The sequence below is a fragment of the Shewanella vaxholmensis genome (assembly GCF_031932135.1).
In the GTDB taxonomy this organism is placed as follows: domain Bacteria; phylum Pseudomonadota; class Gammaproteobacteria; order Enterobacterales; family Shewanellaceae; genus Shewanella; species Shewanella hafniensis.
Map to the genome: position 1 here is coordinate 31,601 of NZ_JAUOEV010000015.1, position 26,010 is coordinate 57,610.

At 46.9% G+C, this 26,010-nt stretch carries 24 protein-coding genes and 1 other RNA gene; 15 read left to right on the forward strand and 10 right to left on the reverse strand.

What is annotated here, in order from left to right:
* Window positions 1-39: 39 nt before the first annotated feature.
* From rsmI to Q4Q46_RS13630, 5 genes are all read left to right on the forward strand, one after another.
* Window positions 40-882, forward strand: a complete 843-nt coding sequence (rsmI, locus tag Q4Q46_RS13610) for a 16S rRNA (cytidine(1402)-2'-O)-methyltransferase (protein ID WP_006084494.1) — start codon at window positions 40-42, stop codon at window positions 880-882.
* A 65-nt stretch (window positions 883-947) separates the two neighbouring features.
* An RNA gene (rnpB, locus tag Q4Q46_RS13615) (RNase P RNA component class A) lies at window positions 948-1,300 on the forward strand.
* A gap of 360 nt (window positions 1,301-1,660) precedes the next feature.
* On the forward strand, window positions 1,661-1,984 hold the full coding sequence (locus Q4Q46_RS13620; protein WP_006083526.1) for a DUF883 C-terminal domain-containing protein: 324 nt from the start codon (window positions 1,661-1,663) through the stop codon (window positions 1,982-1,984).
* 9 nt (window positions 1,985-1,993) lie between these two features.
* The gene (locus Q4Q46_RS13625) at window positions 1,994-2,503 is read left to right on the forward strand and encodes a hypothetical protein (RefSeq protein WP_311906224.1); all 510 of its coding nucleotides are present in this window, start codon (window positions 1,994-1,996) and stop codon (window positions 2,501-2,503) included.
* The gene (locus Q4Q46_RS13630; protein WP_220776805.1) at window positions 2,497-2,745 is read left to right on the forward strand and encodes a hypothetical protein; all 249 of its coding nucleotides are present in this window, start codon (window positions 2,497-2,499) and stop codon (window positions 2,743-2,745) included. The genes Q4Q46_RS13625 and Q4Q46_RS13630 overlap by 7 nt, the downstream gene beginning before the upstream one ends.
* Window positions 2,746-2,810: 65 nt before the next feature.
* Here the strand turns inward: Q4Q46_RS13630 and Q4Q46_RS13635 are convergent, their stop codons facing one another.
* Window positions 2,811-4,457, reverse strand: a complete 1,647-nt coding sequence (locus Q4Q46_RS13635; protein WP_311899509.1) for a BamA/TamA family outer membrane protein — start codon at window positions 4,455-4,457, stop codon at window positions 2,811-2,813.
* Window positions 4,458-4,648: 191 nt separating this feature from the next.
* On the reverse strand, window positions 4,649-5,869 hold the full coding sequence (locus tag Q4Q46_RS13640) for a threonine/serine exporter family protein (RefSeq protein ID WP_311891195.1): 1,221 nt from the start codon (window positions 5,867-5,869) through the stop codon (window positions 4,649-4,651).
* A gap of 157 nt (window positions 5,870-6,026) precedes the next feature.
* Between Q4Q46_RS13640 and Q4Q46_RS13645 the strand changes: the two genes are divergently transcribed.
* From Q4Q46_RS13645 to gntR, 3 genes are all read left to right on the forward strand, one after another.
* Window positions 6,027-6,437: an MAPEG family protein gene (locus Q4Q46_RS13645; RefSeq protein WP_063884632.1), complete on the forward strand. Its 411-nt coding sequence runs from the start codon at window positions 6,027-6,029 to the stop codon at window positions 6,435-6,437.
* A gap of 216 nt (window positions 6,438-6,653) precedes the next feature.
* The gene (locus Q4Q46_RS13650) at window positions 6,654-9,077 is read left to right on the forward strand and encodes a YgiQ family radical SAM protein (protein ID WP_300480456.1); all 2,424 of its coding nucleotides are present in this window, start codon (window positions 6,654-6,656) and stop codon (window positions 9,075-9,077) included.
* 405 nt (window positions 9,078-9,482) lie between these two features.
* Window positions 9,483-10,481: a gluconate operon transcriptional repressor GntR gene (gene gntR, locus Q4Q46_RS13655; RefSeq protein WP_311906225.1), complete on the forward strand. Its 999-nt coding sequence runs from the start codon at window positions 9,483-9,485 to the stop codon at window positions 10,479-10,481.
* Window positions 10,482-10,534: 53 nt separating this feature from the next.
* Here gntR and gntU read toward each other — a convergent pair whose 3' ends face one another.
* A complete protein-coding gene (gntU, locus tag Q4Q46_RS13660; protein WP_311906226.1) occupies window positions 10,535-11,878 on the reverse strand; it encodes a gluconate transporter in 1,344 nt (447 codons plus the stop codon).
* Window positions 11,879-11,948: 70 nt separating this feature from the next.
* On the opposite strand from gntU, the gene Q4Q46_RS13665 reads away from it, so the two are divergent.
* Window positions 11,949-12,524 carry a gluconokinase gene (locus tag Q4Q46_RS13665; protein WP_371833782.1) on the forward strand — a complete coding sequence of 192 codons (576 nt, stop codon included), beginning with the start codon at window positions 11,949-11,951 and terminating at the stop codon, window positions 12,522-12,524.
* Between the two features lie 451 nt (window positions 12,525-12,975).
* Here Q4Q46_RS13665 and Q4Q46_RS13670 read toward each other — a convergent pair whose 3' ends face one another.
* From Q4Q46_RS13670 to speFL, 4 genes are all read right to left on the reverse strand, one after another.
* Window positions 12,976-14,130 (reverse strand): porin, encoded by a 1,155-nt coding sequence (locus Q4Q46_RS13670; RefSeq protein WP_311906227.1) that lies wholly within the window; start codon window positions 14,128-14,130, stop codon window positions 12,976-12,978.
* Between the two features lie 117 nt (window positions 14,131-14,247).
* Window positions 14,248-15,567: a putrescine-ornithine antiporter gene (gene potE / locus Q4Q46_RS13675; protein WP_106649127.1), complete on the reverse strand. Its 1,320-nt coding sequence runs from the start codon at window positions 15,565-15,567 to the stop codon at window positions 14,248-14,250.
* 86 nt (window positions 15,568-15,653) lie between these two features.
* On the reverse strand, window positions 15,654-17,816 hold the full coding sequence (gene speF / locus Q4Q46_RS13680; protein ID WP_220776812.1) for an ornithine decarboxylase SpeF: 2,163 nt from the start codon (window positions 17,814-17,816) through the stop codon (window positions 15,654-15,656).
* 321 nt (window positions 17,817-18,137) lie between these two features.
* Window positions 18,138-18,254, reverse strand: coding sequence for a leader peptide SpeFL (gene speFL, locus Q4Q46_RS21335; RefSeq protein WP_100199882.1), 117 nt, complete (start codon window positions 18,252-18,254; stop codon window positions 18,138-18,140).
* 470 nt (window positions 18,255-18,724) lie between these two features.
* On the opposite strand from speFL, the gene Q4Q46_RS13685 reads away from it, so the two are divergent.
* The 6 genes from Q4Q46_RS13685 to Q4Q46_RS13710 all read left to right on the forward strand — a co-directional run bounded on the left by Q4Q46_RS13685 (window position 18,725) and on the right by Q4Q46_RS13710 (window position 23,781).
* Window positions 18,725-19,267, forward strand: coding sequence for a YbhB/YbcL family Raf kinase inhibitor-like protein (locus Q4Q46_RS13685; protein ID WP_113941436.1), 543 nt, complete (start codon window positions 18,725-18,727; stop codon window positions 19,265-19,267).
* Between the two features lie 24 nt (window positions 19,268-19,291).
* Window positions 19,292-20,050, forward strand: coding sequence for a helix-turn-helix transcriptional regulator (locus tag Q4Q46_RS13690; RefSeq protein ID WP_311891198.1), 759 nt, complete (start codon window positions 19,292-19,294; stop codon window positions 20,048-20,050).
* Between the two features lie 49 nt (window positions 20,051-20,099).
* Window positions 20,100-20,450 carry a YkvA family protein gene (locus Q4Q46_RS13695; protein ID WP_220593088.1) on the forward strand — a complete coding sequence of 117 codons (351 nt, stop codon included), beginning with the start codon at window positions 20,100-20,102 and terminating at the stop codon, window positions 20,448-20,450.
* Between the two features lie 193 nt (window positions 20,451-20,643).
* The gene (locus Q4Q46_RS13700; protein WP_311906228.1) at window positions 20,644-22,041 is read left to right on the forward strand and encodes a hypothetical protein; all 1,398 of its coding nucleotides are present in this window, start codon (window positions 20,644-20,646) and stop codon (window positions 22,039-22,041) included.
* Between the two features lie 2 nt (window positions 22,042-22,043).
* On the forward strand, window positions 22,044-23,081 hold the full coding sequence (locus Q4Q46_RS13705) for an acyltransferase family protein (RefSeq protein WP_311906229.1): 1,038 nt from the start codon (window positions 22,044-22,046) through the stop codon (window positions 23,079-23,081).
* 94 nt (window positions 23,082-23,175) lie between these two features.
* Window positions 23,176-23,781, forward strand: coding sequence for a hypothetical protein (locus Q4Q46_RS13710; protein ID WP_311906230.1), 606 nt, complete (start codon window positions 23,176-23,178; stop codon window positions 23,779-23,781).
* Between the two features lie 95 nt (window positions 23,782-23,876).
* Here the strand turns inward: Q4Q46_RS13710 and Q4Q46_RS13715 are convergent, their stop codons facing one another.
* The 3 genes from Q4Q46_RS13715 to Q4Q46_RS13725 form a co-directional block, all read right to left on the reverse strand.
* Window positions 23,877-24,461: a YSC84-related protein gene (locus tag Q4Q46_RS13715; protein WP_006083498.1), complete on the reverse strand. Its 585-nt coding sequence runs from the start codon at window positions 24,459-24,461 to the stop codon at window positions 23,877-23,879.
* A 152-nt stretch (window positions 24,462-24,613) separates the two neighbouring features.
* Window positions 24,614-25,528 (reverse strand): hypothetical protein, encoded by a 915-nt coding sequence (locus tag Q4Q46_RS13720; RefSeq protein ID WP_311906231.1) that lies wholly within the window; start codon window positions 25,526-25,528, stop codon window positions 24,614-24,616.
* A gap of 57 nt (window positions 25,529-25,585) precedes the next feature.
* Window positions 25,586-25,984, reverse strand: a complete 399-nt coding sequence (locus tag Q4Q46_RS13725) for a nitrous oxide-stimulated promoter family protein (RefSeq protein WP_311906232.1) — start codon at window positions 25,982-25,984, stop codon at window positions 25,586-25,588.
* Window positions 25,985-26,010 lie beyond the last annotated feature (26 nt).

A 26,010-nucleotide genomic window follows, 5' to 3' on the forward strand; every position in this document is an offset into this window, starting at 1 on the left:
CTTGACGAAAGTCTTGGCACTGTCATTACAGAGGTATATATGGACCAAAGCGTCGCACTCTACATAGTTCCTACTCCCATAGGTAATTTGGGCGATATGAGCTCACGGGCAATAGAAGTGCTGAATCAGGTTTCATTGATCGCCTGTGAAGATACTCGCCACAGCGGTAAGTTATTGAGCCACTTTGGCATTACCACTAAAACCACGGCCTTGCATGACCACAATGAGCGTGCGCGTGCCCAGTGGATTGTCGATCAGCTTGCCGCTGGACAGTCGATAGCATTAATTTCCGATGCGGGTACGCCGTTGATTTCCGATCCTGGTTACCACTTAGTCTCCCATGTGCGCCAATCTGGGTTTAATGTGATCCCTCTGCCCGGCCCTTGCGCGGCGATTACCGCCCTGAGCGCCTCAGGTTTGCCATCGGACCGTTTTTCTTTCGAAGGTTTTCTGCCATCAAAAGAAAAGGCCCGTGCCGATAAGTTATTGGCACTGAAAGAAGATCCGCGCACGCTGATTTTTTATGAATCACCGCACCGCATCGAGCATAGCTTAACGACTATGGTCGAAGTGCTGGGCGGCGATCGCCATGTGGTGATGGCGCGCGAAGTGACCAAAACCTTCGAAACCTTTTTATCTGGTCCTGTCTCAGAAGTGCTTGCCACAGTTAGTACTGACCCGAATCAGCAGAAGGGTGAAATCGTGCTTATGGTGCATGGTTACCATTTGAGTGATGACGAAGCGATTCCCACGGTCGCCATCAACACGCTCAAGCTCTTATGTGAAGAATTGCCATTGAAGAAAGCCGCTGCAATTGCCGCGCAAATTCATGGACTTAAAAAGAATGCTCTGTATAAATATGGCCTAGAGTCTGATTTATAAGCGCTAAAACGGCCGCGAGCGGATTATCTGTGGTGCATCAGGGTGGCTTAGGCTATAATCCGCGCCGAGTTGGCCAGACAGTCGCCGCGTTCGCAAGAACGGGGAGGAAAGTCCGGGCTCCAAAGAGCGGGGTGCCAGGTAACGCCTGGGCGGTGCGAACCGACGACAAGTGCAACAGAGAGTAGACCGCCTGCCTGATTTTATCAGGTCGGTAAGGGTGAAAGGGTGCGGTAAGAGCGCACCGTGCGGCTAGCAATAGTTCGTAGCAAGGTAAACTCCACCCGGAGCAAGACCAAATAGGGTTCCGTATGGCGTGGCTCGCGTTGGAACCGGGTAGGTCGCTTGAGCCTGTGAGCGATTGCAGGCCTAGATGAATGACTGTCCAAGACAGGACCCGGCTTATCGGCCAACTCACCTCATTCAATAAAAAGCCCGTTTGTCGTAATGACAAACGGGCTTTTTGTTTTTAACTGTTGCAGCTTTAAGCGACCGTTACTTGTTAAATAATTAAAAATCAAAGTGTTGAATTCCCCGTCCGTATCCAATCTATATCCTATTTAGTTGTCTGTTCTGTCGCTCTCTTTATCAGCCTTCGCTGCAGGTAAAAATTACCCTATGTAGGTAACATCTACCGTTAACTGAGGGCACGGATATAAAGTATTTTAGTCTAAATATTTGTTTTTATTTGTTTATATCAATTGGCTTAGCCATTGCATTGGTTTATATGCAAAGTGCAGCATTTTGTTGCATTGCACTCAGTTCATCAAGGAGTCTGCTAATGGCCAGTTCAAAAAGTGTAACAGAACAAACTAACAGTAAAGATAACGGCGCGTTAAATTCGCCAACCACAGCGAAAGCCAGCGAAGTGACGCATCATGCCGTTGACGCTGTGGCAGAGAAAGCCGCTGTTGCAGAGGATACTTTGCGTAAAACCGCCGCTAGCTCGCAGGAAACACTGGCGCACAAGCAAGAGGAAATCAAACAGCAACTGCAAAGCTCTTACAGTAAAACCCGTGAGCTAGCAGCGCAGAATCCTCTGGCTACAGCCGGGATAGCGTTTGCTGCTGGTGTAGTGTTGACTGCCTTGTTACGCCGTCGCTAAGGTGGGGTTATGCAAAACCGTGCACAGTCAGAGGCGCCAGAGCAAAGACCTGTCCAGCATGCTGAATCCACTGGGCAGCCCGCATCCGCTGCCCAGAATAAAGTGGTTGATCAGGCCATTGAGCAATTGGCTGAGATAGCGGCACTGAGCAGCTCGGTGAAGCAAGCCTATATCAATCAGTTAAATTTGGCAGGAAAAATAGCAACGGCAGAATGGCAGTTAACGGGTCGCAGCTTGATTATTGCTGCGGCTTTGGTTGTCTGTTTTGGGACGGGTATTACCCTATTCTGGGGCAGTGTTTTATTACTGCTGGGCTATATGTTGTTTCAACTGAGCGGCTCGTTGTTGATTACCGCGAGCGTGTTAGTGGTATTGCAGTTTGTGTTATTGATCTGGTGTTGGCGTAGTCTGAGCTATGTGCTGTCGCAAGCCGGTTTTTCAAAGACTTGGCAGCAGTTACGGTTGTTGTTTTCTACTCAAAAGTCAGCCAACAAACAACAGGAAGATCAACAATGCTAGTGCAAAAGTTACTTAAAAAGCAGCAATTAGAGCTCACTGTACTGACGGAGCAAGGTCGGCTGCAGCATGAGTTATTGCAGGTGAGGAAACAACAACTAGCGCAAAGCGGTCGTGCTTTTATTGGGTCGACACCTGGCTTAATCGTCAGTTTTAGCCTTGGCTGTCTGTTTCAAATGCGCCACAACAGCACAGTAAAACTGCTGCGTAGCACCTTTGGTTTGCGTTGGATGACCAAACTCTAACTGCCCAGCCTTCCTATGGCGGTTAGCGTTTGGCTTTGTCGGATTCGCAGTTCCTAAATCAGCGACTAAAAACTGCTTTTTACTAGGAATCGCCATTCCCAGCTGTTGACTGACTCGCCGCCTGTATAAGGGAGTGAAAAATCGATATGGGCGACGTTGCCATAGCTGGAGCGAGAGGAATAAATTCGCGCGCCTATGCCTATGCTCCCCAGTGGACCGCTGACTTCGTTATTCTCGGCAAATTGTCCGCCGGAGGCTTGACCCAGATCGGCAAACACTGCCCAACCCAATTCAGCCAATTGATATAAGTTGATATTGGGGTAATTACGTATCTCGGCGGTCAATAACCACTGATTGTCCCCTTGTTGGTATTCGTTGGGATAGCCGCGTACGCCAGTTTCATCTCCCAGCCCTTTGCTCAGATCCAGATAAGTGTTCTTTGAAAGGCTAGCCCATGCTTTGCCGTAGGCTGTCCACTTAGGATTGATTTGATAGAAGTATTCGGCTTGGATATCGACCTTGTAAGTGTCTTTTTGGGTTGTGCCGATTGTGCTAGTGCCGCCCATTTCTAACAGCCACAGTTGGTCGTCGAACTTATAGCCGCCAGTGCTTTGCCAATTGACGTGGTAGCCGACAGGATTGTTATCTCCTATGTCGTTGGTTTCTATGCCGAGTTGCACATAGTGATGCCAGCCTAAGTTAAAGTCTTCGTTGTTAGATATCAGGTGAACGTTATTCAGTACGTGGAAATCATCTTGGATAAACTCGTATGCGACCCAAGGGTACATAAAGTCCCTGTCTTGAGGCAGCATCGAATTGGGGTAGAGATCTGAATTGGCAAACTCATGTTTGTCTTGGGTAACACCAGTAATAAAGCGAGAAAGATGCTCACTGTTTTTATTGATTAACCAACCATATTTTAGATTGAGGTAGTCGACTGTGTGTTCGAATTCATTTATATCTTGCCCATTTTGTCGAATCGTATCGATACGGTTATCGTCTAAAAACTCAGCCGAATACATGGTATTGGTATCGAGTGAATAGAAGGGCTTACTGACATAAACGTGCTTCGCTTGGCCGTCGCTATTGTCGTAAAACTCGGCAGCAACTGTGCCGTGTTCGATAATGCTCAGCGGAGCTTCGAACGCAAATTTATAGCCATTGCGGGACTCGTTGGACTGGTACTTGAGTCGAGTGCGAATACCTGTTCCGAGTAAGTTATCTTCTTTAACGCCGAAGGAATAGCGAGTGTCGCCACCTGAACTACTCAGGCTCGCAGTTGGCAGTAATGACCAGTTATCCCATGTTTCGACGACAACGGATTCAACCGTGGGATCGGTATCGGCGAGGGGATCTTTTTCGGCAACATAAATTTTGGCGTCGCGGATATAGGGCACGGCCCGTAATAGCCGTTGCGATTCATCGAGATCTTTCTGGGTGACAGTATCATTTTCGCCGAAGGTCAGTTTATCGAGCACCACGTATTCTTTAGTGTTGATATGCAGGGCGTTCGCCCAGCGGTGGATGAAAAAAGCATCGGGATCGGATTCATCAAAAATAGGATTGTTAACTACGACAATCTTGCTGACTTTTTTGGTTTCTTGAGCCTGTGTTGCGGGATCGGCGAGCTTAGCGTCTTCTGCTTGGGCAGCACTGATAAGGCTGCCAACACAACAAGGTAGGATGCATGCATACTGAATGAATTTCTGCATAAAAGACCACTCCCATGAAATTGACGACTGCAGCGAAAATAACTTCACTCTGCAATTCACAATTTAATAACACATAAAAAGTGGAGGTTAGTCAAGAAAACATTTTAATAAGTTTCTGATTTTACTTAAGGTTAGCTTAAGATTGTTTTGAGGTGGCGGCTGGGCGTGGGCTCCAGCCGAATTCACAATTGTTACAATGTTCGCCTTGGCGGCACGGCGACGTTGGCAAAAATCAATCCCGCGATCAGCGACATAAAAATCAAAAAGATTTGCGAGCCAATATGGGATTGATTGAGCATGGTCTCACCGGAGATTAAGGCATTGAGTCCGATATAGGTTTTACTGCCGGGCACTAAGATCACTATGCCTTGCAACAGGGCGATGGAGGCGGGAGCTTTCATCCAGCGGGCGAAGAGGTTGGAGTAAATCCCGACAGCCAAGGCGCCAAAGAAAATGCCCACCGAATCACCAAAATAATGCCCGCCGAGCATGGCCGAGAAAAACGCCACAATTCCAGCTAATACGCCCCAAGGTGAATCTTGCATCCGTGCCTTGAAGATAAACACTAACGCCATAGATAAAATCGGCACCGCCGACCAAATTGCCCAGCGCGGCAACCCTTCTGGCTCGATATGAATCGCTTCGCCAAACACGGCTTTACCAATCGCCATGCCGAGCACTGCACCAAAGTACAGTTTAAACAATTGCATAATCGCATCCATGATGCGCGCCGTGCCGGAAATCAAATCCCGCGCAGCGAGTTCGGCCAGACCTAAGGTTAAGGCTAAGCCGGGAATAAAAATAATGATCGAGGAGAGGATCACCACTGGGATATTAATGTTGGGATCGATGCGCGCTATGCCGCAGGCGGCGATAGCACAAAGAATGGTGGCGAAGGGTTCGAGCACTTCGGCCATGCGTGCCGAGCGTTCGGCGCGGTATACCAAACCATAAACGAATAAGCCTAATAACCCCGACCAAAATACATCGTTCCAACCCGTGCCCATCAACATGGCAAAGGCTGCGGCAGAAGTACCAAATGAAAAACAAGTTAACACTGGGCCATAGGGATTGGGTTTGTTGGCGATTTCTTCTAAGCGCTCTAAGGCCTCGGCCAAAGTGCGCTTACCTGAGGTTAATTCGTCAACTAATTCATCAGTGCGGGCGAGGGAGCCTAAATCGAGTTCGCCGGGCTTCACTCGAGCGGCATGGTTATATTCTTGATCTGTATCGTGTTGTAAAACGAAGGTCATCGAAGTTGGCGAGATAAGGAAGTAGCCTTCGATACCTAAGGTGCGCGCAACGGTTTGTAAGTGGGTTTCTAGGCGATAAGCGGGTGTGCCAAACTTATGCAATGCCTTGCCTAGCTTGATGATAAATCTGCGTTTTTCGATAAACTCGTCGTTATCCAATCGGGGTATTCACTGTATAAAAAGTTGTAGGGATTAACGCGCGCATATTAACCTATCTTGTCTATAAAAGGTTAACGGCTTTTAACCTTAATACAAATAAATTGCTGAATTTTTGCAGCTCGGGCTATAGTCAGCTTTTTGATAAGGGGAAATAGATATGTCTTTGATGGTAACGGGTCTTTACGCTAGCCTCACTGGGCTATTAATTGTCGCTTTAGCCTATCGCGTAGTGAAGGTCAGAAAAAGTCACAAGATTGGCCTAGGGGATGGCGGTAACAATGCGCTTGCCTTAGCGAATCGCGTCCATGTAAACCTGATCGAAAATGCGCCTATCGTATTGATTCTCATGCTGGTGGCCGAAGCCGGTGGCTTACCCGTATTTTATCTCCACTGCTTTGGAACTGTGTGGATAGTGGCGCGCCTACTCCATGCTATCGGTTTAACCCAAGGCCAAGGCGGTTACCATTTTGGACGTTTCTGGGGCGTATTGCTCACTTGGATAGTGATCATCAGTCTGGCGTTGGTGAATTTGCTGCATTTTGCCCAAGGATTAGGAAAGGGTCTCTAGACGCTTGGAATTGGGCGGTCAATTCCGCCCTAAGCCATATCCATAGCGGATTTAGGGGTATTACGCTTCTGGCTCAAATACCCCTGAAAATGCCTCGATTGGTGTTTTTTTAATCGCACTTATCCCCCATTGCCTGCTATACTCCGCGTCCCTAAATTGGCGTAACTTATTTTCAGTGGCGCCTTTATTTGACATTACGTTTTCGGGTCACAATCGATGCAAGTTGAATCCACACTCTTTAGTCATCCCAAGTATTGGGCTACAGGCGACAGCACTGCGCCTTTCTTACCTATGTCCCGCAAGGAGATGGATAAGCTTGGCTGGGATAGCTGTGACATTATCATAGTCACAGGCGACGCTTATGTGGATCACCCAAGCTTTGGCATGGCAGTGATCGGCCGTATGTTAGAGGCCCAAGGTTACCGAGTCGGCATTATTTCCCAACCTGATTGGTCGAGCAAAGACGCCTTTATGCAATTGGGTCGTCCAAACCTGTTTTTTGGCGTCACCGCCGGCAACATGGATTCGATGATCAACCGTTACACCGCTGACCGTCGTTTACGTTCTGACGATGCTTATACCGCGGGCGATATTGGCGGTAAGCGCCCAGATCGCGCTGTGACTGTGTACACCCAGCGCTGTAAAGAAGCCTTTAAAGATGTGCCCGTGATCATTGGCGGTATCGAAGCCAGTTTACGCCGCATCGCCCATTACGATTATTGGTCGGACAAAGTGCGTCGCAGTGTGATTTTCGATGCCAAGGCCGACATTCTGATGTACGGCAACGCCGAGCGTCCTTTAGTTGAAGTGGCACGCCGCTTAGCTGCCGGCGAACCGATTAGCTCGCTGCACGATGTGCGCGGCACTGCTGTTATCCGTAAAGAGCCGCTGCCCGAATGGCGCGGTATGGACTCGCGCAAGATTGACCAACTGCATAAGATAGAGCCGCTACCGAATCCTTATGGTGCCGATGATGTGGGTTGTGCTAACTTGTCTGGCCCGTCGGATGTGAAGATATTCGATAACGAAGCCCCTAAACCAATTAGCGTTCAGCCGCCTAAACCTAAACCATGGGATAAAACCTATGTGCTGCTGCCAGCGTTTGAAAAAGTCTCTGAAGACAAATATTTATATGCCCATGCTTCACGGATTTTGCACCAAGAGCAAAATCCAGGTTGTGCCCGTGCGTTATTCCAACCCCATGGCGATCGCGCCGTTTGGGTGAATCCGCCCGCATGGCCGCTCAATACCGATGAGATGGATGCGGTATTCGATTTACCTTACCAGCGTATTCCTCATCCTATCTATGGCAAGGAAAAAATCCCTGCCTATGACATGATCAAGACTTCTATTAACATCATGCGTGGCTGCTTTGGTGGTTGTTCTTTCTGTTCGATTACCGAACATGAAGGCCGAATCATTCAGAGTCGTTCACAAGAATCGATTGTTAAAGAAATCAAAGATATTCAGGAAAAAGTGCCAGGCTTTACTGGGGTGATTTCCGATTTAGGCGGCCCAACCGCCAACATGTATCGTTTAGGTTGTACTAGCGAAAAGGCCGAAAAAACCTGTCGCCGTCTTTCTTGTGTGTTCCCATCGATTTGCGGCCACTTAGGCACAGATCATAAACACACTATCGATTTGTACCGCGCGGCACGTGCGGTACCTGGCATCAAGAAAGTATTGATCGCCTCTGGCGTGCGTTACGACTTGGCGATCGAAGATCCGGCTTATGTTAAAGAGTTAGTGCAGCACCATGTGGGCGGCTACTTAAAAATAGCCCCTGAGCATACCGAAGAAGGTCCGCTCAGTAAGATGATGAAACCCGGCATGGGCGCCTACGATAAGTTTAAAGAATTGTTCGACAAGTTTTCGAAGGAAGCGGGCAAAGAACAGTTCCTGATCCCTTACTTTATTTCGGCGCATCCAGGCACGACTGACGAAGACATGGTGAACTTAGCGCTGTGGTTGAAGGAACGTAAGTTCAAGCTCGACCAAGTGCAGAACTTCTATCCGTCACCGATGGCGAATGCGACCACGATTTATCATACCGAGTTAAACTCGCTGAAAAACGTCAAGCACACCAGTGAAGTGGTATCAGTGCCGAAGAAAGGGCGTCAACGTCGCTTGCATAAAGCATTACTGCGTTATCACGATCCTGCAGGTTGGCCATTAATCCGTGAAGGCTTAACCGCCATGGGGCGTGAAGACTTAATCGGTAATAGTCCGCATCAGTTAGTGCCGCCAGAAGGTCGAAATGAGCGCGGACCTAAGTGGATGAAAGATGCCAACCAAGGCCAAAAAGCCTTTACGCGCTTCTCGGGTAATCAATTTGATGACCGCAAGGGCGATGGCAAATCTAAAGGTGCAGCTAAAGGCGGCGCGCAAGCTCAAGTTGGTGCGGAATCAAAACCGGCCGCTAAAGGTGTAAAACCTGCAGCGAATGGCGCTAAGCCAGCGGGAAGTAAACCAAGTGGCTCTAAACCCAGCGGAGCCCATTCGAGCCGTCCAGGAGCGAAAGCGCCTTTCGGCCAGTCTGGTTTTAAGGCCAGCGGCTCTCAGGCTAAAGGTGGAAGTCCATCAAAAAGTGGTGGTAAACCTGCTGGTAAGTCCGCTCAGGGTCGCCAACAGGCTAAGTAATCACTTTTTTAGCCATCACAAATAATGTGCAAAGGCCGCTCCTGACATAAGTTTGGAGCGGCCTAGCTAGCACGATCATCCCGCGATACTTTTCTTTTTATTCTCCTTTTTTACAATCCTTTTTGATTTCGCCACAATTTTGCCAGTATGTTCACCTTAGCTCAGTCTGAAATAAGTTAATGCATATACGGGCTAGCACTTGAGCTTTTTGTTATCAGCCCCTCATCATCTTTACCGATAAATGCTTACAATGAGCGGCGCCGCGATAAAAGAGTCCTAACTGGTATCGCAGGGCGAACTATTATAAAATCTCGTCTGATGCTTATGTCTACTATTTGTTTATATTCGATATTTTAGCTATACATCTCACCCATACCCGCGGCTTGTTAACTAACATTAGATACTATGAATAAAAAGCGTAGACCCACTCTTCAAGACGTTGCCGATCAAGTTGGGATCACCAAAATGACGGTGAGCCGCTATTTAAAAAATCCAACAAGGGTGGCGCAAAGCACGCAAGAAAAGATAGCTATCGCGCTAGAAACCTTAGGTTATATACCTAATCGCGCGCCGGAAATTTTGGCGCAAGCGACCAGCCGCGCCATTGGCGTGTTAGTACCGTCGTTAACCAACCAAGTGTTTGCCGAAGTGCTGCGCGGTATCGAGAATGTGACCGGCAAACGAGGTTATCAAACCATGCTGGCTCACTACGGATATCAAGCTGAATTGGAAGAGGAGCGGGTGGCATCACTGCTCTCTTACAATATCGATGGCTTACTTTTATCTGAAAGTTACCACACTCCGCGTACCGTGCGAATGATTGAAACGGCGGGCATTCCGGTCATCGAAATGATGGATAGCGTGTCGCCTTCGATTCAACAGTGTGTGGGTTTTGATAACACAGCGGCCGCATGCGAAATGGTTAAGGCCATGATTGAAAAAGGCTATCGCCACATTGCTTACTTAGGCGCGCGCATGGATATTCGCACTCAGCTTAAGATGCGAGGCTACGAATTAGCGATGCAGCAAGCCAAGCTCACACCTTTGACTATGACCACCAATGAGGCCTCGTCGTTTTCGTTGGGGGCGTCGTTATTGCAACAAACCTTAGCGAAATATCCCTATGTGGATAGCTTTTTTTGCACCAACGATGATTTAGCGGCGGGGGTGATATTTGAGTGCCAAAGACAAGGCATTAAGATCCCTGAACAAATTGGCGTTGCAGGGTTTCATGGCCATGATATCGGCCAATCTATGACGCCAAAATTGGCGAGCATTATTACCCCGAGAAAAGAGATTGGTCGAATGGCTGCCACTGAGCTATTAGACAGGTTAAATGGCAAAGAGAGAGCAGAATCGGTTATCGATCTGGGCTATCGTATTGATTTAGGGGAAACATTGTAGACTTCCCCTCGATCTTTCGCTTAACGGCTAATGCTTGTCATCACAGGCTAGCGTTAAAGAAACGCAGAGATGATGACTGCGACTATGCCGCCCGTCGTACCAATAATGGTTTCCATTACCGTCCAGGTTTGCAGCGTTTGTTTTTCTGATAATCCAAGAAAACGGTTAGCGAGCCAGAAGCCTGAGTCATTGACGTGCGAGAGCACAATCGAACCACCGCCAATGGCAATCGTAATCGCCGCCAATTGAGCACCATCTAAGTTTAGTGGTTCAAGTATCGGGATGATAAGGCCGCAAGCCGTTAACATGGCCACGGTTGCCGACCCTTGGATCACGCGCACTGAAGCCGACAAAATAAATGCCAGTATCACAATCGGTAATCCCGAACCTGCCAGCATATTCCCTAACGCATCGCCGACACCCGAATCAATCAGCACTTGCTTGAACACGCCGCCAGCACCGGTGACGAGAATAATGACCCCAGCAGGTTGGAGCGCACTGCTACAGATTTCCATGATGCGCTCATTGGGAATATTGCGTCTCACGCCCAGCACATAGAATGCGATTAAACAGGCTACTAAAATGGCGGTGAAGGGATGACCAATCAAGGCGAGCCAGTTATGCAGATCGGATTTTTCATCAATAAAGCGCGACACAACGGTTTTTAAACCGATAAGCAGCAGTGGGAACACCACAATACTGATTGATAGCGCGAATGAGGGGATAGGTCCGCCTTCTCGTTCGCCTTTTTCTTGCTGCTCGTGGGCGGGTAGCTCAACATGGACTTTTTGTGAGATGAGACTGGCAAAGAGTGGACCGCCTAGAATCATCGCCGGAATCGATGCCAGCAGACCGAAGACTATCATGTAGCCAAAGTCGGCATTGAGCTGGGAAGCGACCAAAATAGGCCCTGGTGCGGGGATAAGAAACGCCTGACAGGTGGCAATACCCGCGAGCAACGAAATACCAATTTTAACCACGCTGCCACCCCCTTTACGAACCACGGCAAAGGCGATGCCAATCAGCAGCACCACAGCAACGTCGAAGAAGAGGGGTAATGCACAGATAAAACCAGTAAAGGTCATCGCCCAGTGGGCTTTGTCGTTACCAAATTTATTCAGCAGTGTATGGGCTATCTGATCTAGTGCACCAGTCTCTTCCATGACGCGACCAAACATCGCCCCCAAAGCGACCACCACCGCCACAAAGCCCAGTGTTCCCCCCATACCTTGTTGAATAGTATTAGTGATATCGGCTGGGTTCATGCCAGAGAAAAGACCGGCAATGATCGACACCAGTATCAGTGATACCACTGCATGTAATCTCACTTTCATCACTAAGAACAGTAGCAGGGCGATTGAACCCAGCGCTGTCAGAATCAATGACATATCAGACATAAGAGGACTTTTCCTTGTTAGTTAAGTTGTCCACATTTTTGTAGGTTACCGGTAACATGTTACCCGTAATATGGTAGAGTGGGAAGTGACTAAATTCGAGAATGGGCTTGAGGTTAACAAAGTGACTGAGAGAAAAAAAGGCAATAGCTATGTGTTCATGGGCGTCTCTAGTTGTGGCAAATCTTCGATAGGTGCCGCGGTTGCAAAGGCGTTAGAGACGAAATTTATTGATGGTGATGATCTGCATCCTAGAGCCAATATCATCAAGATGAAATCTGGCTCACCGCTTAATGACAGCGATCGGGCTCCTTGGCTTGAGCGCATCAATGATGCTGTGTATAGCATTGAACAAAAAGGTGAACAGGGGGTGATTGTTTGCTCTGCGCTACGTCGCCAGTATCGTGACTTGATCCGTCAGAACAACAGCAAGCTGGTGTTTATTCATCTATACGGAGATTTTGAATTAGTCAAAGAGCGCATGTTTGCCAGAAAAGCCCACTTCATGCCGATTGAACTACTCAAGAGTCAGTTCGACACGCTGGAGATGCCCGCGACCGATGAAGCTGACGTTATCCAAGTCAGCATAGATGGTACTTTTGAAGACGTGGTTCAGCGCTGTATCAATGCGATAAATGGCGAAGCCTAGGCAAGTCATTGGCTCTTAAAGCTAGGCTTGGCTGCTTTATCAATCTGTTGCAGATTAGCCTTTAACGCGAAGGGGAGCTGAACGACAGTCGTCGGGATTTAAAGTACCGCTGAAGATCGTAGCAAACGTGGATCTGGCAGTTCTTTATTGAAAAAAAGCCACTCCAGAAACTGACTTGGAGTGGCGTAGAGATAATGGTAAGCCTGCGGTACCATCCAATGAGTGTTACAGCGAGCGTTGTAGACGGAACGTGCGCCGCACCTCAGCCTCAAATAAGCCCACGCATATGAGCGATGACGCGAGCTGCCTGTCCTGCAAAACATGGTTCAATTCAACATGTGACTAAAACAGCCACTTAAGACTGTTATTCAAAACAGTCCTGCTATTTACGACCAAGGAATGTCAAAGTCGAATAAGTGCTGTCGTCACCTTGGCTAGATTTCCTTAAGCTTTAAAAGAAGTAGTTAATCCCGACTGCGAAGCTGTTGTCTTCCTGTGCTTCGAGTGCGGCATCATCCATATCACTGAAATCTAACTTCATTTCGGCAAACATCACAGTATCCTTGCTATAGCGATAGTGCAGTCCCAGCATGGCAAATTGGCGGGTCCAATTACCTTGGATGGGCGTAGTTGCATCTGTGTCTAAATCTAAATAACTGAGCACGACCATAGGCACAAAACCGTTGTCGAATTGATAGGCTGTCATCAACTCGGCACCAGTGGCGTCGTAGAGATCACCATTGACCAGTTCATTACTCTTACTTTGGTGAGCGTTAAAACCCACATAAAGACCGCTGGCTTCGCGTCCTTCGGCATAGTGGTAGTAGTCACCATACATGGCACCAATGCCGATGATTTCATTGGTTTCATCGACTTGGGTATTACCTAAGTGGCCTTCAAAATCACCGCGGTTAAAGCCTGCTAGTAGCTTGAATTTGTCGGTTGCCGCATAGGTGATGCTGGCGCCATAACTGCTGTCGAAACTCAGCTCAGAGTTACTCATCTCGCTGCCGTCATCATTTTTTAAGCTGACATCGCCATTGGTTTTGGCGGCATATTGCAGGGCAATTTGCACTGGGCCGACACTATTGCGGTAAATAAAGGCGGAGTCGGCACGGCCTGTGCCTGTGAGGCCGCCATCGCCAAAGGTGTAAGCGCCAACGCTGTAACCTGCGAAAACGTTGGGTAAATCTGTGGTGCCGGCGACATCATAATAGGCGCCCCATTGTTTACCAAAGCTCAAACTCCCCCAGACATCGTGGGACATGCCAACATAACCTAAGCGGTTATAGAGAAAATCATCGGTCTTTTCGGCGGCGAGCTTGCCCCCTTGCATCACTAAACCATCGTCGCTGGAGACCATATTGATCCCCCACTCCGTGGTAGCAAAGGCAGTCCAGCCATTTCTCTCACTGCGCTCGAAGCTAAATCTTAAGCGTGATGAATCGTCGATAACCGAGGTGTCGTGGCTGTCATTCAAGGCGGCAAACCCCAACCAACCGGTTAAATCTAATGTGTTTTTTTGATCTTTATAAAGCTCAACCGCCTGACTGCTGGTGGCCGTTAATAGCATAGGTAACACTAAAGCAAGACAAGTCTTATTCATAAATCCCCCGATAATGAGCAAGTATTCTCCAGGGGATCATAGGCTTAGCCTATGATCCCTGAGTAACCGTTCTTTTAGATGCTGTTGTTAATCGTTTTGATAGTGCGTTAGCCGGATTTAGGCTGGACGTGTATCGTTAACCGTTGCTTTGTTGGAAATCACACCGAAGATAGTCCAACCGAAGAAGGTGGCCATGGCGCCAAGCATTACTGCAGTTTCGCCTGAGCTATACAGGGCATAGAAGCTATATAAAGCACCGATCACGGCAATTACGTTAGCAATACGGGCCTTATGGGCAGGCACTTTAAGTTGTTTTTGCATTACCCCAAGGGCTGCCATCGACAGTATGTAAGGCACAATATTGGTGACAACGGCGAGGTTCACTAAGGCTTCGAATTGCTTACTTAGCGATGGACTAATAGTCATTAATGAAAGGACGGTTTGGATAGAAACAATAATTGTCATGCCCCAAATTGGCGCATCGGCTTTGCTGACTTTAGAGAAGATTTTAGGGAAGAATCCTTCATCGGCAGAGGCTTTAAACACTTGGGCAATAGTGAACTGCCAACCTAAAAGTGAGCCAGTACAAGAGATAATGGCACAGGCCATCACTATTTTACCGACCACAGGATTAAACATTTGCGCGAAGGCTAAACCGAAGGGCGCATTCGACATGGCAAGTTCAGCGTTTGGTACGATACCTGCAATCACGTTAGTAGAGACGATATAAATCACCGCCGCACCTAAGGTACCGCCCATCACAGCGATAGGGACGTTTTTCTCTGGATTATCGACGGCTTCTGAATTGGCGCAGGCCGATTCTAGACCGAGGAATGCCCATAAAGTCATCGCGATAGAACCGCCTAACGCTTTGAAGAATGGCATATCATGCGGGTTCCATGCGCCTTTGTAGAGGTCGATGTCGAACCAGAACCAACCAATTAACGACACGCCAATCACGGGCAGAATGATCCCCCATACCGTCACGCTACTCACACGGCCCGTGATGCGAGCACCGCCAAAGTTGGCAACGGTTGCTAGCCAAAGTACGCCAATGGTCGCAAGACAAATTGCCATAGGGCTTAAGTTGACTTCGAGCAATACGGCGGCATAACCCACAGCCGAGATCGCAATCGCGACGTTGGCGATGAGCAGCGAGACGGCATAGGTATAGTTGGCCATAAAGTTGCCTGAGCGGCCGAAAGCATATTCAGCATAACCGCCCATACCGCCGGATTTCTTACTGAACATACCGCACTTGGCAAAAGCAAACGCGAGGGCTGTAGAACCCGCCGCTGTGACTAGCCAAGATAAAATTGAAATGGTACCGACTTGAGCGAGTTGGGTTGGCAGCATAATAATGCCTGAGCCCATCATGTTGACTATGGTGATAATCGTTAATTGGATTACACCAATTTTATTTGCTGATTTACTCATATTAATAACCTAATTTAGGTGACTTATTATAGGAGGTTTGAAATTGACTGCAGAGCGGGGTTAATTAACTCTGCAGTCAGTTTTCATTATTTATTTAATACATATCCCATAGCTTGAATTTTGCCGTCTGCGGTATTTTCAAGATAAACACCTTGCAGTTCTGGCGAGAATCCAGGTAATAGGTTGATACCTTCTTCGAGAGCGAGGAAATAACGTTGCACCGAACCGCCCCAAATTTCACCCGGTACCATACACAGCACACCTGGTGGATAAGGAAGCGCGCCTTCTGCGGCAATTCTTCCCTCAATTTGCGACAGCGGAACGAGTTCGACTTTGCCACGAATAAATTCTAGATTTGCTTCCTGTGGGTCCATCACTTTGGTTGGGAAATGCGCTTTACGGAACATTTCTTTCTGCAGTTGTTTTACGTCATGACTGACATAAAGATTGTGCATTTCTTGGCAAAGTTGGCGGATGGTATAGTCTTGATAACGTGCTTTATTCGCGTTGTAGACGTTAGGTAATACTTCAGATAAAGGCGCATCTTCATCGACTAATTTCTCGAAACGAGATATTTGCGAGACCAGATGTTGCATCTTGGCCATATCTTCTGCAGGTGTCATCAGGAATAAAATTGAATTCAAGTCGCACTTCTCAGGAATAATATTATTTTCCCGTAAGAAGTTAGCCAGAATAGTTGCTGGAATACCGAATTCGGTATATTTACCGGTTTCTGCATCTATACCGGGTGTCGTTAATAGGAATTTACAAGGGTCAACAAAGTATTGGCCTTTTTCATAACCTTCGAAGGAGTGCCATTTCTGACCGGGTTCGAATTCGAAGAAACGTAAGTCATCGGCCATTTGTTCGGTTTCATAGTCTTGCCATAGACGGCCGTCGATCATTGTTGGCACGAATGGTTTGATATATTTACACTTTTTGAGCAATAGCTTACGTGCTTCAATACCCGCTTTTACCGCTTCACGCCACAGATAACGACCACTCGCGCCTTCGTGCATTTTCGCGTTCACATCTAGCGCCGCAAATAATGGATAGAAGGGGCTAGTAGAGGCATGCATCATAAAAGCGTTGTTGAAGCGTTTATGGTTACAATATCTATCTTGTCCTTTGATATGCTTGTCTTTTTTATGGATTTGCGATGTTTGCGAGAAACCCGCCTGTTGTTTATGCACCGACTGAGTCACGATAATGCCAGGATCTTCAGGCGTCAGTTCGAGCAAGAGTGGCGAGCAGTCATTCATCATAGGGATGAACTGTTCATAACCGACCCAAGCCGAGTCGAATAAGACATAGTCACAAAGATGGCCAATACGATCAATAACTTGTCGAGCATTGTAGATAGTGCCGTCATAGGTGCCGAGTTGGATAATCGCTAAACGGAAGGGGCGTTTTTCATCGGCTCTTTCTGGGGCGACTTCGCGAATTTGATCTCTTAAATAGGATTCTTGGAAGCAATGGGCATCGATGCCGCCAATAAATCCGAAGGGGTTACGCGCGGTTTCTAAATAAATCGGCGTGGCACCTGCTTGAATTAACGCGCCATGGTGGTTTGATTTGTGGTTATTGCGGTCGAATAAAACGAGATCGCCCTTAGCTAATAACGCATTAGTCGCCACTTTATTTGAGGATGAAGTGCCGTTAAGTACAAAATAGGTTTTATCGGCATTAAAGACTTTGGCTGCATATTTTTGTGCATCGAGTGGTGCGCCTTCATGGATCAGTAAATCACCTAATTTCACGTCGGCATTACACATGTCGGCGCGGAAAATCGTTTCGCCAAAAAAGTCGAAGAATTGACGGCCCACAGGATGCTTACGGAAGAATTGTCCGCCCTGATGACCCGGGCAAGCAAAGGTGGAATTACCCATTTCAACGTACTTTTTCAAGGTGCCGAAGAAAGGCGGTAATAGTGCTTGTTCATATTTATTGACTGCCGTTTCAACCTGTTTTCCGTAGAAGTCAGTGTTATCGCCGCAGAGTTCAAATACCCCAGTAATCGATGAGCAAACATCGTCCGGGAAAGTTTCTTCACAGCAAACTGAAACGAATATCGGTAGTTTCAATCCGGTGTTTTTAATCTTTTCAACAATACCATTTCTAACATCATCAACAGAGACTACAGCCGCGCCCACATCACAAAAATCTGTGGTTAGTACATTGACGACTTCTCTGTCGATATCGAAACAAGATCTAACAGATAAGCTAGCGGCTACTTTTAATGATTTCATAGTTAATTTCCCTTTTACTTTTTAAAAAATAGATACAAGTGTGCCTATACCTAATTAAAAACATTAATGGCATGAAAATTAGATATAGCTATTCCGTGTGCAAATTAGATGTGGTTATGCCAATGTCGCGAAATAAATAAAACTAAAATATATTTATTGGGCGTACAAATAGCTTAGCCGCAGTAAAACTGCACTGATAAAAGAATGCTTTGATAGTGACGCAAGATAATAAACCAAAAAAAAGACAGTACATTAAGTGTTTGCAAAATTTAGAGCAATAGCACTTTAGACCTGTTTATTGGCCTACAACCTGCGCTGAGATTAGCGGAGGAAGATAAAGGAATGATCGAAATAGTCACGTTGACTAGGCATCATGATATGCCGCGTGCGCCGGATATGCGCCATTATTTTAGATTTCCTCTTCATATACGACTCCATTATGACTTAGAGAAAACAGTTAGGTTTTATTACGTAGTGAAGTTTATATGCGAGTTATAAATAAAATCATGACCTATGTCTTACTTTTTAATAATTGGCACTTAAATTTAACTTGTTTTATCAATATTAAATTGAGTCAATCATACTTAAGTATCTTTATCTAAATTATGAAAGTAAATATTGTCAGTGTTATTTAAGTAATATTTTTTTGCATAAATTTTCTTATTGCTTTTTTCTAATCTTAATTAACATGCTGTGGTAATAAGTATCTCGATTTATACCGCATGCCACCCTTGCATGGTTATGCATAAATTCTCTTTTCAAAATCACCTTCATGCTAAAAAATTGCAAAAATGACAGTTTTTTTCTCACATTTGAGCATTTGGGGCAGAAAGTTGTCGTTTTAGGGCAGATGTTATTTTTTTGATTGACGTAAAGTGAGTCAGGTCGAACATGAATAGGAGATAGACATGAATAAAGGGTGGTTAGGGGCGAGTTTAGTGCTTGGGTTATTCGTTGGACAGGCAAGTGCTATGACATTAACGAGCAAAGATATGAGCGAGGGCAATAAACTGACATCGCAATTAGTGTTTAATGGCTTTGGTTGCCAAGGGGAAAATATTTCGCCGCAACTGACTTGGACTGACGTGCCCACAGGAACTAAAGCATTTGCAGTGACAGCTTATGATCCTGATGCACCAACGGGCAGCGGTTGGTGGCACTGGGCCGTATATAACTTACCCTTAGCGCAAACTTCGCTCGCACAAGGTGCGGGCTCGCATGTTGATGCACTGCCCAAAGGTGCTATTGCCTTGAAGAACGATTTTGGCACTACAAATTTTGGTGGCGCATGCCCGCCCCAAGGTCATGGCGTTCACAGGTATGAATTTACTGTGTGGGCATTACCCAGTGCTTTAGAATTGCCAAAGGATGCTAGCCCTGCCTTATTGGGCTTTATGCTCAGGGCACAAGCGCTCGGCAGCGCCAAGTTGACTGCGGTATATAATCGATAATCCATTGATAATTAGGCTGGTGTCATGATCCGTATGTTTGAATATGATTCGAAGCAGGCACAATCTTTATCTCAAGTCCCTGTACATCAGCCGTCGATTATTCGGGTTATCTATGGTGAAAAGTCTCTGCTCTGGCAAGATGAATCTGTTTTAGTAGGCCAAGGGCAGTTACTGTTAATTCCTGCTGGTTCGCATATTAGCTTTGTTAATCGACCTTTTCTTGGGCGTTATCGGGCGGTGCAGTTATTACTCCCCCACGATTTACCCCAAGGCATTTTATCAAGTGCTACCGATTGGCGTGACCCTATGCCAGTCCAAAATATATCACGCGCGGTGGACTTAGCTTGGAATGCGCTATTACAGAGTTTGACCTTGTCTCTGGCCGATCCTGTTCAACTGCATTATTTGGCTGCATTACTGTTAAGTTTGCCAGATAAACGCAGTGTGAACTGGTTGTATGGACACACCCAACGCAGCGTGACTCAAGCGGCCTTGGCCTTGATGAGTGTGAGTCCTTCGGCGTCATGGCAGCAGGAGGATATTGCCGACAAGTTACACATGAGCACGGCCAGCCTTAGGCGTAAATTGGCATTAGAAGACACCAGTTTCAGGCAATTATTAGTTGAAGTCCGGCTGAGCCATGGTTTGGCCATGTTGCAAAACTCGGGCGAGCCATTACTACAAGTGGCTTTAGCTTGTGGTTATCAATCGGCGGAAAAGTTTTCCTTACGTTTTAAGCAGCAATTTGGCCTGACCCCAGCGGCTTATCGTCGTACACTGTGAGAAGGAATAGATTGATACTCAAACAATCTCAAGCTGCAGGAGCGATATGATGGTGGATGAACAATTTACCGACAGCGGATTTTGGAACAAGGTTAAACTTTTTAGCCGTCAGGCGGGCAGGGAAGTGATCGAGCGTGCCCTGTGGCTTTATTATGCTGCGCAGCAGCCAAATACCCCTAAATGGGCCAAGTCTGTCATCTTCGGCGCCTTGGCGTATTTTATTTCTCCCTTAGATGCGATCCCCGATCTCACACCTTTAGTGGGTTTTACCGACGATTTAGGGGCGCTTGCCGCCGCTTTGACTATGGTGACCTTATATATTGATGACGAAGTCAAATCCCTCGCGGCGGATAAACTGGCACTCTGGTTTGGCGATAAACCGACGGAACCTAAGGTTTAAGCCTAATGTGCTCGCCAAGACCTAAGTGATACTAAATTGCGCTAAAAATATGATTTTATTAGGAGTCGTTGATTTGGTTTTACCTTAGCTTTTTTAAGGGAAAAATATTTTTTTGCAAACGTTTCACTATTGCTTGATTGCGCTATATGCTAGCGCTGTTTTGTAAACCCCTTGTGTTTGTTTAGGCAGATAAATGAAAAATATTATGGTAGTGATCCTATGGCTTTTAGGTGTCTCTGCCGCTACCCCCGCGTTTGCCGATGAAGCCTCTCCGGAACAACTCGCCCGTCTTTACCTCGATTTTATGGCGCAGAATAGTCGCCAGAGCGAAGCTCTGTGGCCGGGTTTTCGCCTCGAAGATAAAGTGCACCTCTTTAGTTATGGCGGCAACGTTTGGCTACGTCAGCCAGGCGGTGAAATCATCCAAGATAACAGCGTCTTAGAGTCGGTTAACCTACAGTCTGGCTTGTCGATTAATTTCGGCTTCCCGCAATATCAAGGTCAACCTGGGGTGTTAATCCAACTCGAAGCGCCAAACATCCAATTTAGCGCTGACACTAAGCCCACGGATTTAGCCTTTTTAATCTGGGCCAGTAATGGTCTGCATGAAGCTTTCCACTTTTATGCACAATCCGAATGGCGCGTGTTAGAAGAGGGGAGGCGTTACGAGGGCGAAGTGTTCCCGCTCAGCCTCGATGCCCGCTATTACCGTTTACAGTTATTTGATACCTTAATGGCGGCGCTGGCACAGCCCGAACAGCAGTCATTACACTTGAGCCATGCGGCCTATTGGTTGCTGCAATGGCGTCAAATTGCGCCGAACGAGGATAGAGTCGGTTACATCAACGACCTCGTCGAAGGCAGCGCTAAGTATGTGGAATTGGCCGCTGGCGCACGTATCTTAAGCCAAAATCAAACCTTACTCGGTTATCAGCAAATACTGACCCAATATGTGCACGACTATTACCAGCAGAGGAAAATGTTGGGTGGTTGGACGGCGGAGGCGGAAAATATCGGCGCCTTGGCGGGTATATTGTTGGATAGCACTCAAGACCCTTATGTGTGGAAAGAGTCTGTCATGTCGGGCATGTTACCGCTAGATTTACTGTTAAATCGCGTGAAACCAGTGCCGCCGGTGGAAAGAAAAGACAATAAACAGAAGAAGCCGTTACAGCAAATGCTAGCGTATTATCCTGCCACTCAAGCGAAATTGTCTCAGCTATTATTGAATGCGCAGGACGTTAGGGTGCCGTTATTGGTTATGCCGAGCGTGAGCGATAGCAGTAGTTTTATTGATGTGGGTGATGTGCGTTCTGGTTTTTATGTTGTGCCGTACCAAGATGAAATGACACAAGCCTACCTAGGGATGAGCGCGCAATTTAGTAACTTGTCAGTGAGTGGCAGTCCATTACTCGATGTTCCTGTACAAAATTATTGTGAGGGCATTGAGGCTGCAACTCTGTTACCTTTGGCATTCCCCTTTCAGCGTGAGGGTCAGTATCTGGTATTCAATGAAGCAGAAGTCCATGGAACTATTAGGGTTTCTGCGAGTGTTGTTGATGGAAGAACCCTCTACTGTGCGATGAATTAATAATGAGAAAAAATCAGCTCGAATTTACCTACATGCGTGGCATTGCGATTATCTTTATCGTGCTTGGCCACAGTATTTACAACTCTGGAGAAGGTTTCCCGCTGTTATTGGAAAACCTATTACGCGGTGGCACGGCCTTGTTCGTGTTTATCTCGGGATACTTTTTCCATCGTATTTTTTATAAGGATTTCGACTACAGCAAGTTCATGAAGAACAAAGTACAGAACGTACTTTATCCTTTTTTAGTCGTCTCTCTGATCGGTTTATTCTGTTTGTGTTTGCGCTGGATTTTTATGGAGCACCAGTCGCTCGACAAACTCTTGCTGAGTATTTTTTATACGGTACGTAACGGTTATATCCTGTATCCGCATTGGTATATTCCATTCATCATGGCGGTATTTTTATTCTCGCCGATATTTTTATGGTTTATCCGTTGCTCACAGCAGATGCGCTGGACGCTATTTGTACTGAGTTGTGTGGTGGCTATTCTGCTGCATAGACCCATAGGCAACGTCAATTTCATCCACTCAGTGGTGTATTTTATGCCTTTCTATTTGATTGGTATTTTATATTCACAAGATGAACATATTGTGACGCGCTTTGGGTCTATCTTTACTGCCCTCGCGATGATTTTTTTAGTGGTGAGCTTAGTCGAGCAAACTTACATAGTGCAGCATATTGGTAATTATCATAAGGCACCGTTTGAGTATAACGGTATCGATTGGCAGTTTATTCAGAAACTTTGTTTATGTGTATTAGTGCTGAATTTCTGTGAATGGTTGTCGGGACGAAGTCGTTTGCCTTGGTTAGTGGAAGTGGCTGAGATGAGTTTTGCAATTTTCTTTATTCATCCGCTGTTCGACATGATGTTTAACGCCACCGCGACCTTAATGCGTTTCCGCTTCCCACCAGGTTCTGCTGTGACTAGCGTGCTCTTTTCCGCTGGGATTTTCATTTTCATGATGGTAGGCAGTATTATGGCGGCTCGCTTTATCAAAAAGCGTCTCGGTAACCGTTCACGTACCTACATCGGCTGGTAATCACTTGGCTTATCATCACTAACACTAGGGAAAATTCAGTTTGAATTTATTTCCTAGTGTTAGGGTGTTTTTCATCTAAAAAATGGAGAACAAGATGAAGTCCAGAATTGCCTTACAGAGTCTCGCGCTCGCCAGTTTGTCTTCGATTGCCTTACCATCCATAGCGGCTCAAGCTGAGCCCTTATTCACTGAAACGCAGCATACTTTCTTTGCGCAAATCGCCGCCCATTGCGGCCAAGCCTTTGCGGGCAAAGTAGTTTCGGGTGACACTGCGGACTCGGCCTTTAGCGGTAAGTCTTTAGTTATGCACGTGCGCGAATGCGGCGACACTGAGCTTAAGATCCCGTTCCATGTGGGTGATGACCATTCACGTACTTGGGTGCTAACTAAAACGCAGCAAGGGCTTAAGTTGAAACACGACCATCGCCATCAAGATGGCAGCGAAGATGCTGTGACTATGTATGGCGGCGATACCATGAATGACGGGACAGTGCTGAAACAGTCGTTTCCCATTGATAGGGAATCTATCGATAATTTCGTTAAGAATGGGCTAACCCAGTCGATCACGAATGTGTGGCACATGGAAATCACCCCAACGACGTTTAGCTATCAACTCACGCGCGAAAACCGCGATTTCAAAGTCGATTTTGATCTCACTCAACCCGTCGCATTACCGCCAAAACCTTGGGGGCATGAGTAGTGTCGCGCGCACTTTTGCACCATAGGTTAGAGCATATCTTACAAAACGGCGAGCACTGAGGCTCGCCGTTTGATTTAACCGTTTAATGGCTCGTGTTAGTTAGCTTTAGGCTCGAAGCTAAAGGCTTGACCCGCGAGTGCTGCTTCAAACATCAAACCGCCTTTCGCTGCGGTAAATACCGCCATACCGTTAATGTAAGAGCCACTGGCCGAGCGATTGCCACCCGATTGGCCTGCGCCTGCTGAGTTGCCTGTAGTTCCCGCTTGAGCACTTGCACCCATATTGATGGCAACTGCTGAGGCTTGGGCATCAAACTCGAAACTGCCGCTCGTGAAGGCTTCATATGATTTCGCATCTTTAAAAAAGATGATCTCACTGTAGGCTTGGCCACCTAATTGAAAACCGATGGATAATTGAGTCAGGCTCGAATCACCCATATAAACACCGCCTTGGTAGACTCGGCCCTTGCCATAGGCTGCGCCAATGCCTATGCCGCCTTTACCCACAGTCGGGAATAACGCATAGCCATAGGCTGTGTCGAAAAACTTACTGGTTTCTTTCGCTTTTTGGAAATTGACTACCGCCTGATCATAGCTTTCATCCGCATGTGCAGTGGGCGCCGCAAATAGGCTCACGATAAGGCATGTCGATGCCGCAATGGCAGTTAAAAATGATTTCATGGTAACGCCTCTTCAAGTCTTCAGTTGCTCCAGACTAGCCTTTATCTACACAAATGACAGCCCAAAGTGACTCCTGTGTCAGCTTAGGTTCAGTGTTCGACTCAATGGTTGGAGTGATATTGATGGTGATTATTGGAGTGTGGTTTCGCCAATTAGTTCTTAGGTGGTGAAGAAGCTTGGGGTTTTTCTGCGTCGTCCTGCTGAATTTGATGTAAGAATTCATACTCCTCAGGGGTGAGCACATTTTCAATCGCGATCGGGCGTGGCTGTGGTTGGGGTTTAGCTAGGCGACCTTTTAGGTAGGCAGAGCGGGTGATTTGTTTCAGGCCGTATACGGCCAACATATACATGCTCAGCAGTAAGGTGAGTCTTGGCAACGCATGGGATAGCAACGATAAGTGATCACCAAGATAGAAGGGCAAAATCACCACAAACACGCGGATCAGCCAGTTCAACAACATGGCTAAAGTCAAACCTATCAGCCACCGAAACCGAATGGTACCGAGCGCCTCTTGGGTTAGTGTGGCATCGCTTTGATTGCGTTTATGCCGACGAAACAGCACCCACAGCGCGATAAAGTAACAACAGGTTTGTATTGATAGCAGTGCGGGCAGTATGGCGCCCCATTGGCTAATGCTAATTTCCTTCAGCATCTGGGTTAAAGGTTGCCACTCCCCGTTGGGATGTGCGCTTAATCTTAGGCCGATATCTAGAATGGCGAAAACCAAGGTAAAAGCCGATGGCCAGTAATGTTTTGAAAACCCTAGTGGTTTATTAGTTGGTACTAAGCTGCGTTTGCAATAGAGATAGAGCAAAGGCATAAGCAAAAAATAGATAGGGTTAATCAGGTTGAATAGAATATGGATCGGAATTGGACTGTTATCGCGGTTCAACAAACCCGTTAGGAAGTACAGGGCGATGAGACTTAAGAAAGCGGCGAGGAGTTTTTGGTTACCGTCTGGGTGATAGAAATAGCGAATATAAATAGCTAACGCGAGGCAATGTACGCCTCCGAATAACGACAACCACCAGTAAGCTTGAGCGAAAAAAGTATTAAAATCGTTCATATGCGATACCTCGAGCCCTGTTATATCAGGGAAATCGGCTCGGTAAAAGTATCGCTGTTAGTTTTTCTGCTGGCTTGCTATGCGCCGATGACGATTTGAAGCCGCCTCTGGCACAACGCTGGGAACGGGAATGCGTTCCGCGAGTAAGTGTTTGATTGCGCGAATGGGATGCGGTAACAGCATCCTAGGACCGGAGAAGATCATGATCTCTTTGACGATTTGTTTTTGCGCGGGTTTGTAGCAATGTACTGGGCATTTATTGCAGGTGGGTTTGCTTTGTCCGTAGGGGCAGCGATCTAGGCGTGTCGCGGCATAATCCAATAGCTCGATGCAATCTGCACATAGACCTGTTGAATCTTGGCCTTGGTGTTTCGCTTTGCAATAAATCGCCACCATTGCGGCAATGGTCTGGTGTTCGTACAGGAGTTTGCCCGTAAGTAGTGTGGCTGCGCCCATTGGAATACCTTAGCTTGTTACTCGGA

Coding starts and splice junctions, on each gene's coding strand:
- rsmI (WP_006084494.1), top strand. CDS start 40: ATGGACCAAAGCGTCGCACTCTACATAGTTCCTACTCCCATAGGTAAT.
- Q4Q46_RS13620 (WP_006083526.1), top strand. CDS start 1,661: ATGGCCAGTTCAAAAAGTGTAACAGAACAAACTAACAGTAAAGATAAC.
- Q4Q46_RS13625 (WP_311906224.1), top strand. CDS start 1,994: ATGCAAAACCGTGCACAGTCAGAGGCGCCAGAGCAAAGACCTGTCCAG.
- Q4Q46_RS13630 (WP_220776805.1), top strand. CDS start 2,497: ATGCTAGTGCAAAAGTTACTTAAAAAGCAGCAATTAGAGCTCACTGTA.
- Q4Q46_RS13635 (WP_311899509.1), bottom strand. CDS start 4,457: ATGCAGAAATTCATTCAGTATGCATGCATCCTACCTTGTTGTGTTGGC.
- Q4Q46_RS13645 (WP_063884632.1), top strand. CDS start 6,027: ATGTCTTTGATGGTAACGGGTCTTTACGCTAGCCTCACTGGGCTATTA.
- Q4Q46_RS13650 (WP_300480456.1), top strand. CDS start 6,654: ATGCAAGTTGAATCCACACTCTTTAGTCATCCCAAGTATTGGGCTACA.
- gntR (WP_311906225.1), top strand. CDS start 9,483: ATGAATAAAAAGCGTAGACCCACTCTTCAAGACGTTGCCGATCAAGTT.
- gntU (WP_311906226.1), bottom strand. CDS start 11,878: ATGTCTGATATGTCATTGATTCTGACAGCGCTGGGTTCAATCGCCCTG.
- Q4Q46_RS13665 (WP_371833782.1), top strand. CDS start 11,949: ATGGTAGAGTGGGAAGTGACTAAATTCGAGAATGGGCTTGAGGTTAAC.
- Q4Q46_RS13670 (WP_311906227.1), bottom strand. CDS start 14,130: ATGAATAAGACTTGTCTTGCTTTAGTGTTACCTATGCTATTAACGGCC.
- potE (WP_106649127.1), bottom strand. CDS start 15,567: ATGAGTAAATCAGCAAATAAAATTGGTGTAATCCAATTAACGATTATC.
- speF (WP_220776812.1), bottom strand. CDS start 17,816: ATGAAATCATTAAAAGTAGCCGCTAGCTTATCTGTTAGATCTTGTTTC.
- speFL (WP_100199882.1), bottom strand. CDS start 18,254: ATGGAGTCGTATATGAAGAGGAAATCTAAAATAATGGCGCATATCCGG.
- Q4Q46_RS13685 (WP_113941436.1), top strand. CDS start 18,725: ATGAATAAAGGGTGGTTAGGGGCGAGTTTAGTGCTTGGGTTATTCGTT.
- Q4Q46_RS13690 (WP_311891198.1), top strand. CDS start 19,292: ATGATCCGTATGTTTGAATATGATTCGAAGCAGGCACAATCTTTATCT.
- Q4Q46_RS13695 (WP_220593088.1), top strand. CDS start 20,100: ATGGTGGATGAACAATTTACCGACAGCGGATTTTGGAACAAGGTTAAA.
- Q4Q46_RS13700 (WP_311906228.1), top strand. CDS start 20,644: ATGAAAAATATTATGGTAGTGATCCTATGGCTTTTAGGTGTCTCTGCC.
- Q4Q46_RS13705 (WP_311906229.1), top strand. CDS start 22,044: ATGAGAAAAAATCAGCTCGAATTTACCTACATGCGTGGCATTGCGATT.
- Q4Q46_RS13710 (WP_311906230.1), top strand. CDS start 23,176: ATGAAGTCCAGAATTGCCTTACAGAGTCTCGCGCTCGCCAGTTTGTCT.
- Q4Q46_RS13715 (WP_006083498.1), bottom strand. CDS start 24,461: ATGAAATCATTTTTAACTGCCATTGCGGCATCGACATGCCTTATCGTG.
- Q4Q46_RS13720 (WP_311906231.1), bottom strand. CDS start 25,528: ATGAACGATTTTAATACTTTTTTCGCTCAAGCTTACTGGTGGTTGTCG.
- Q4Q46_RS13725 (WP_311906232.1), bottom strand. CDS start 25,984: ATGGGCGCAGCCACACTACTTACGGGCAAACTCCTGTACGAACACCAG.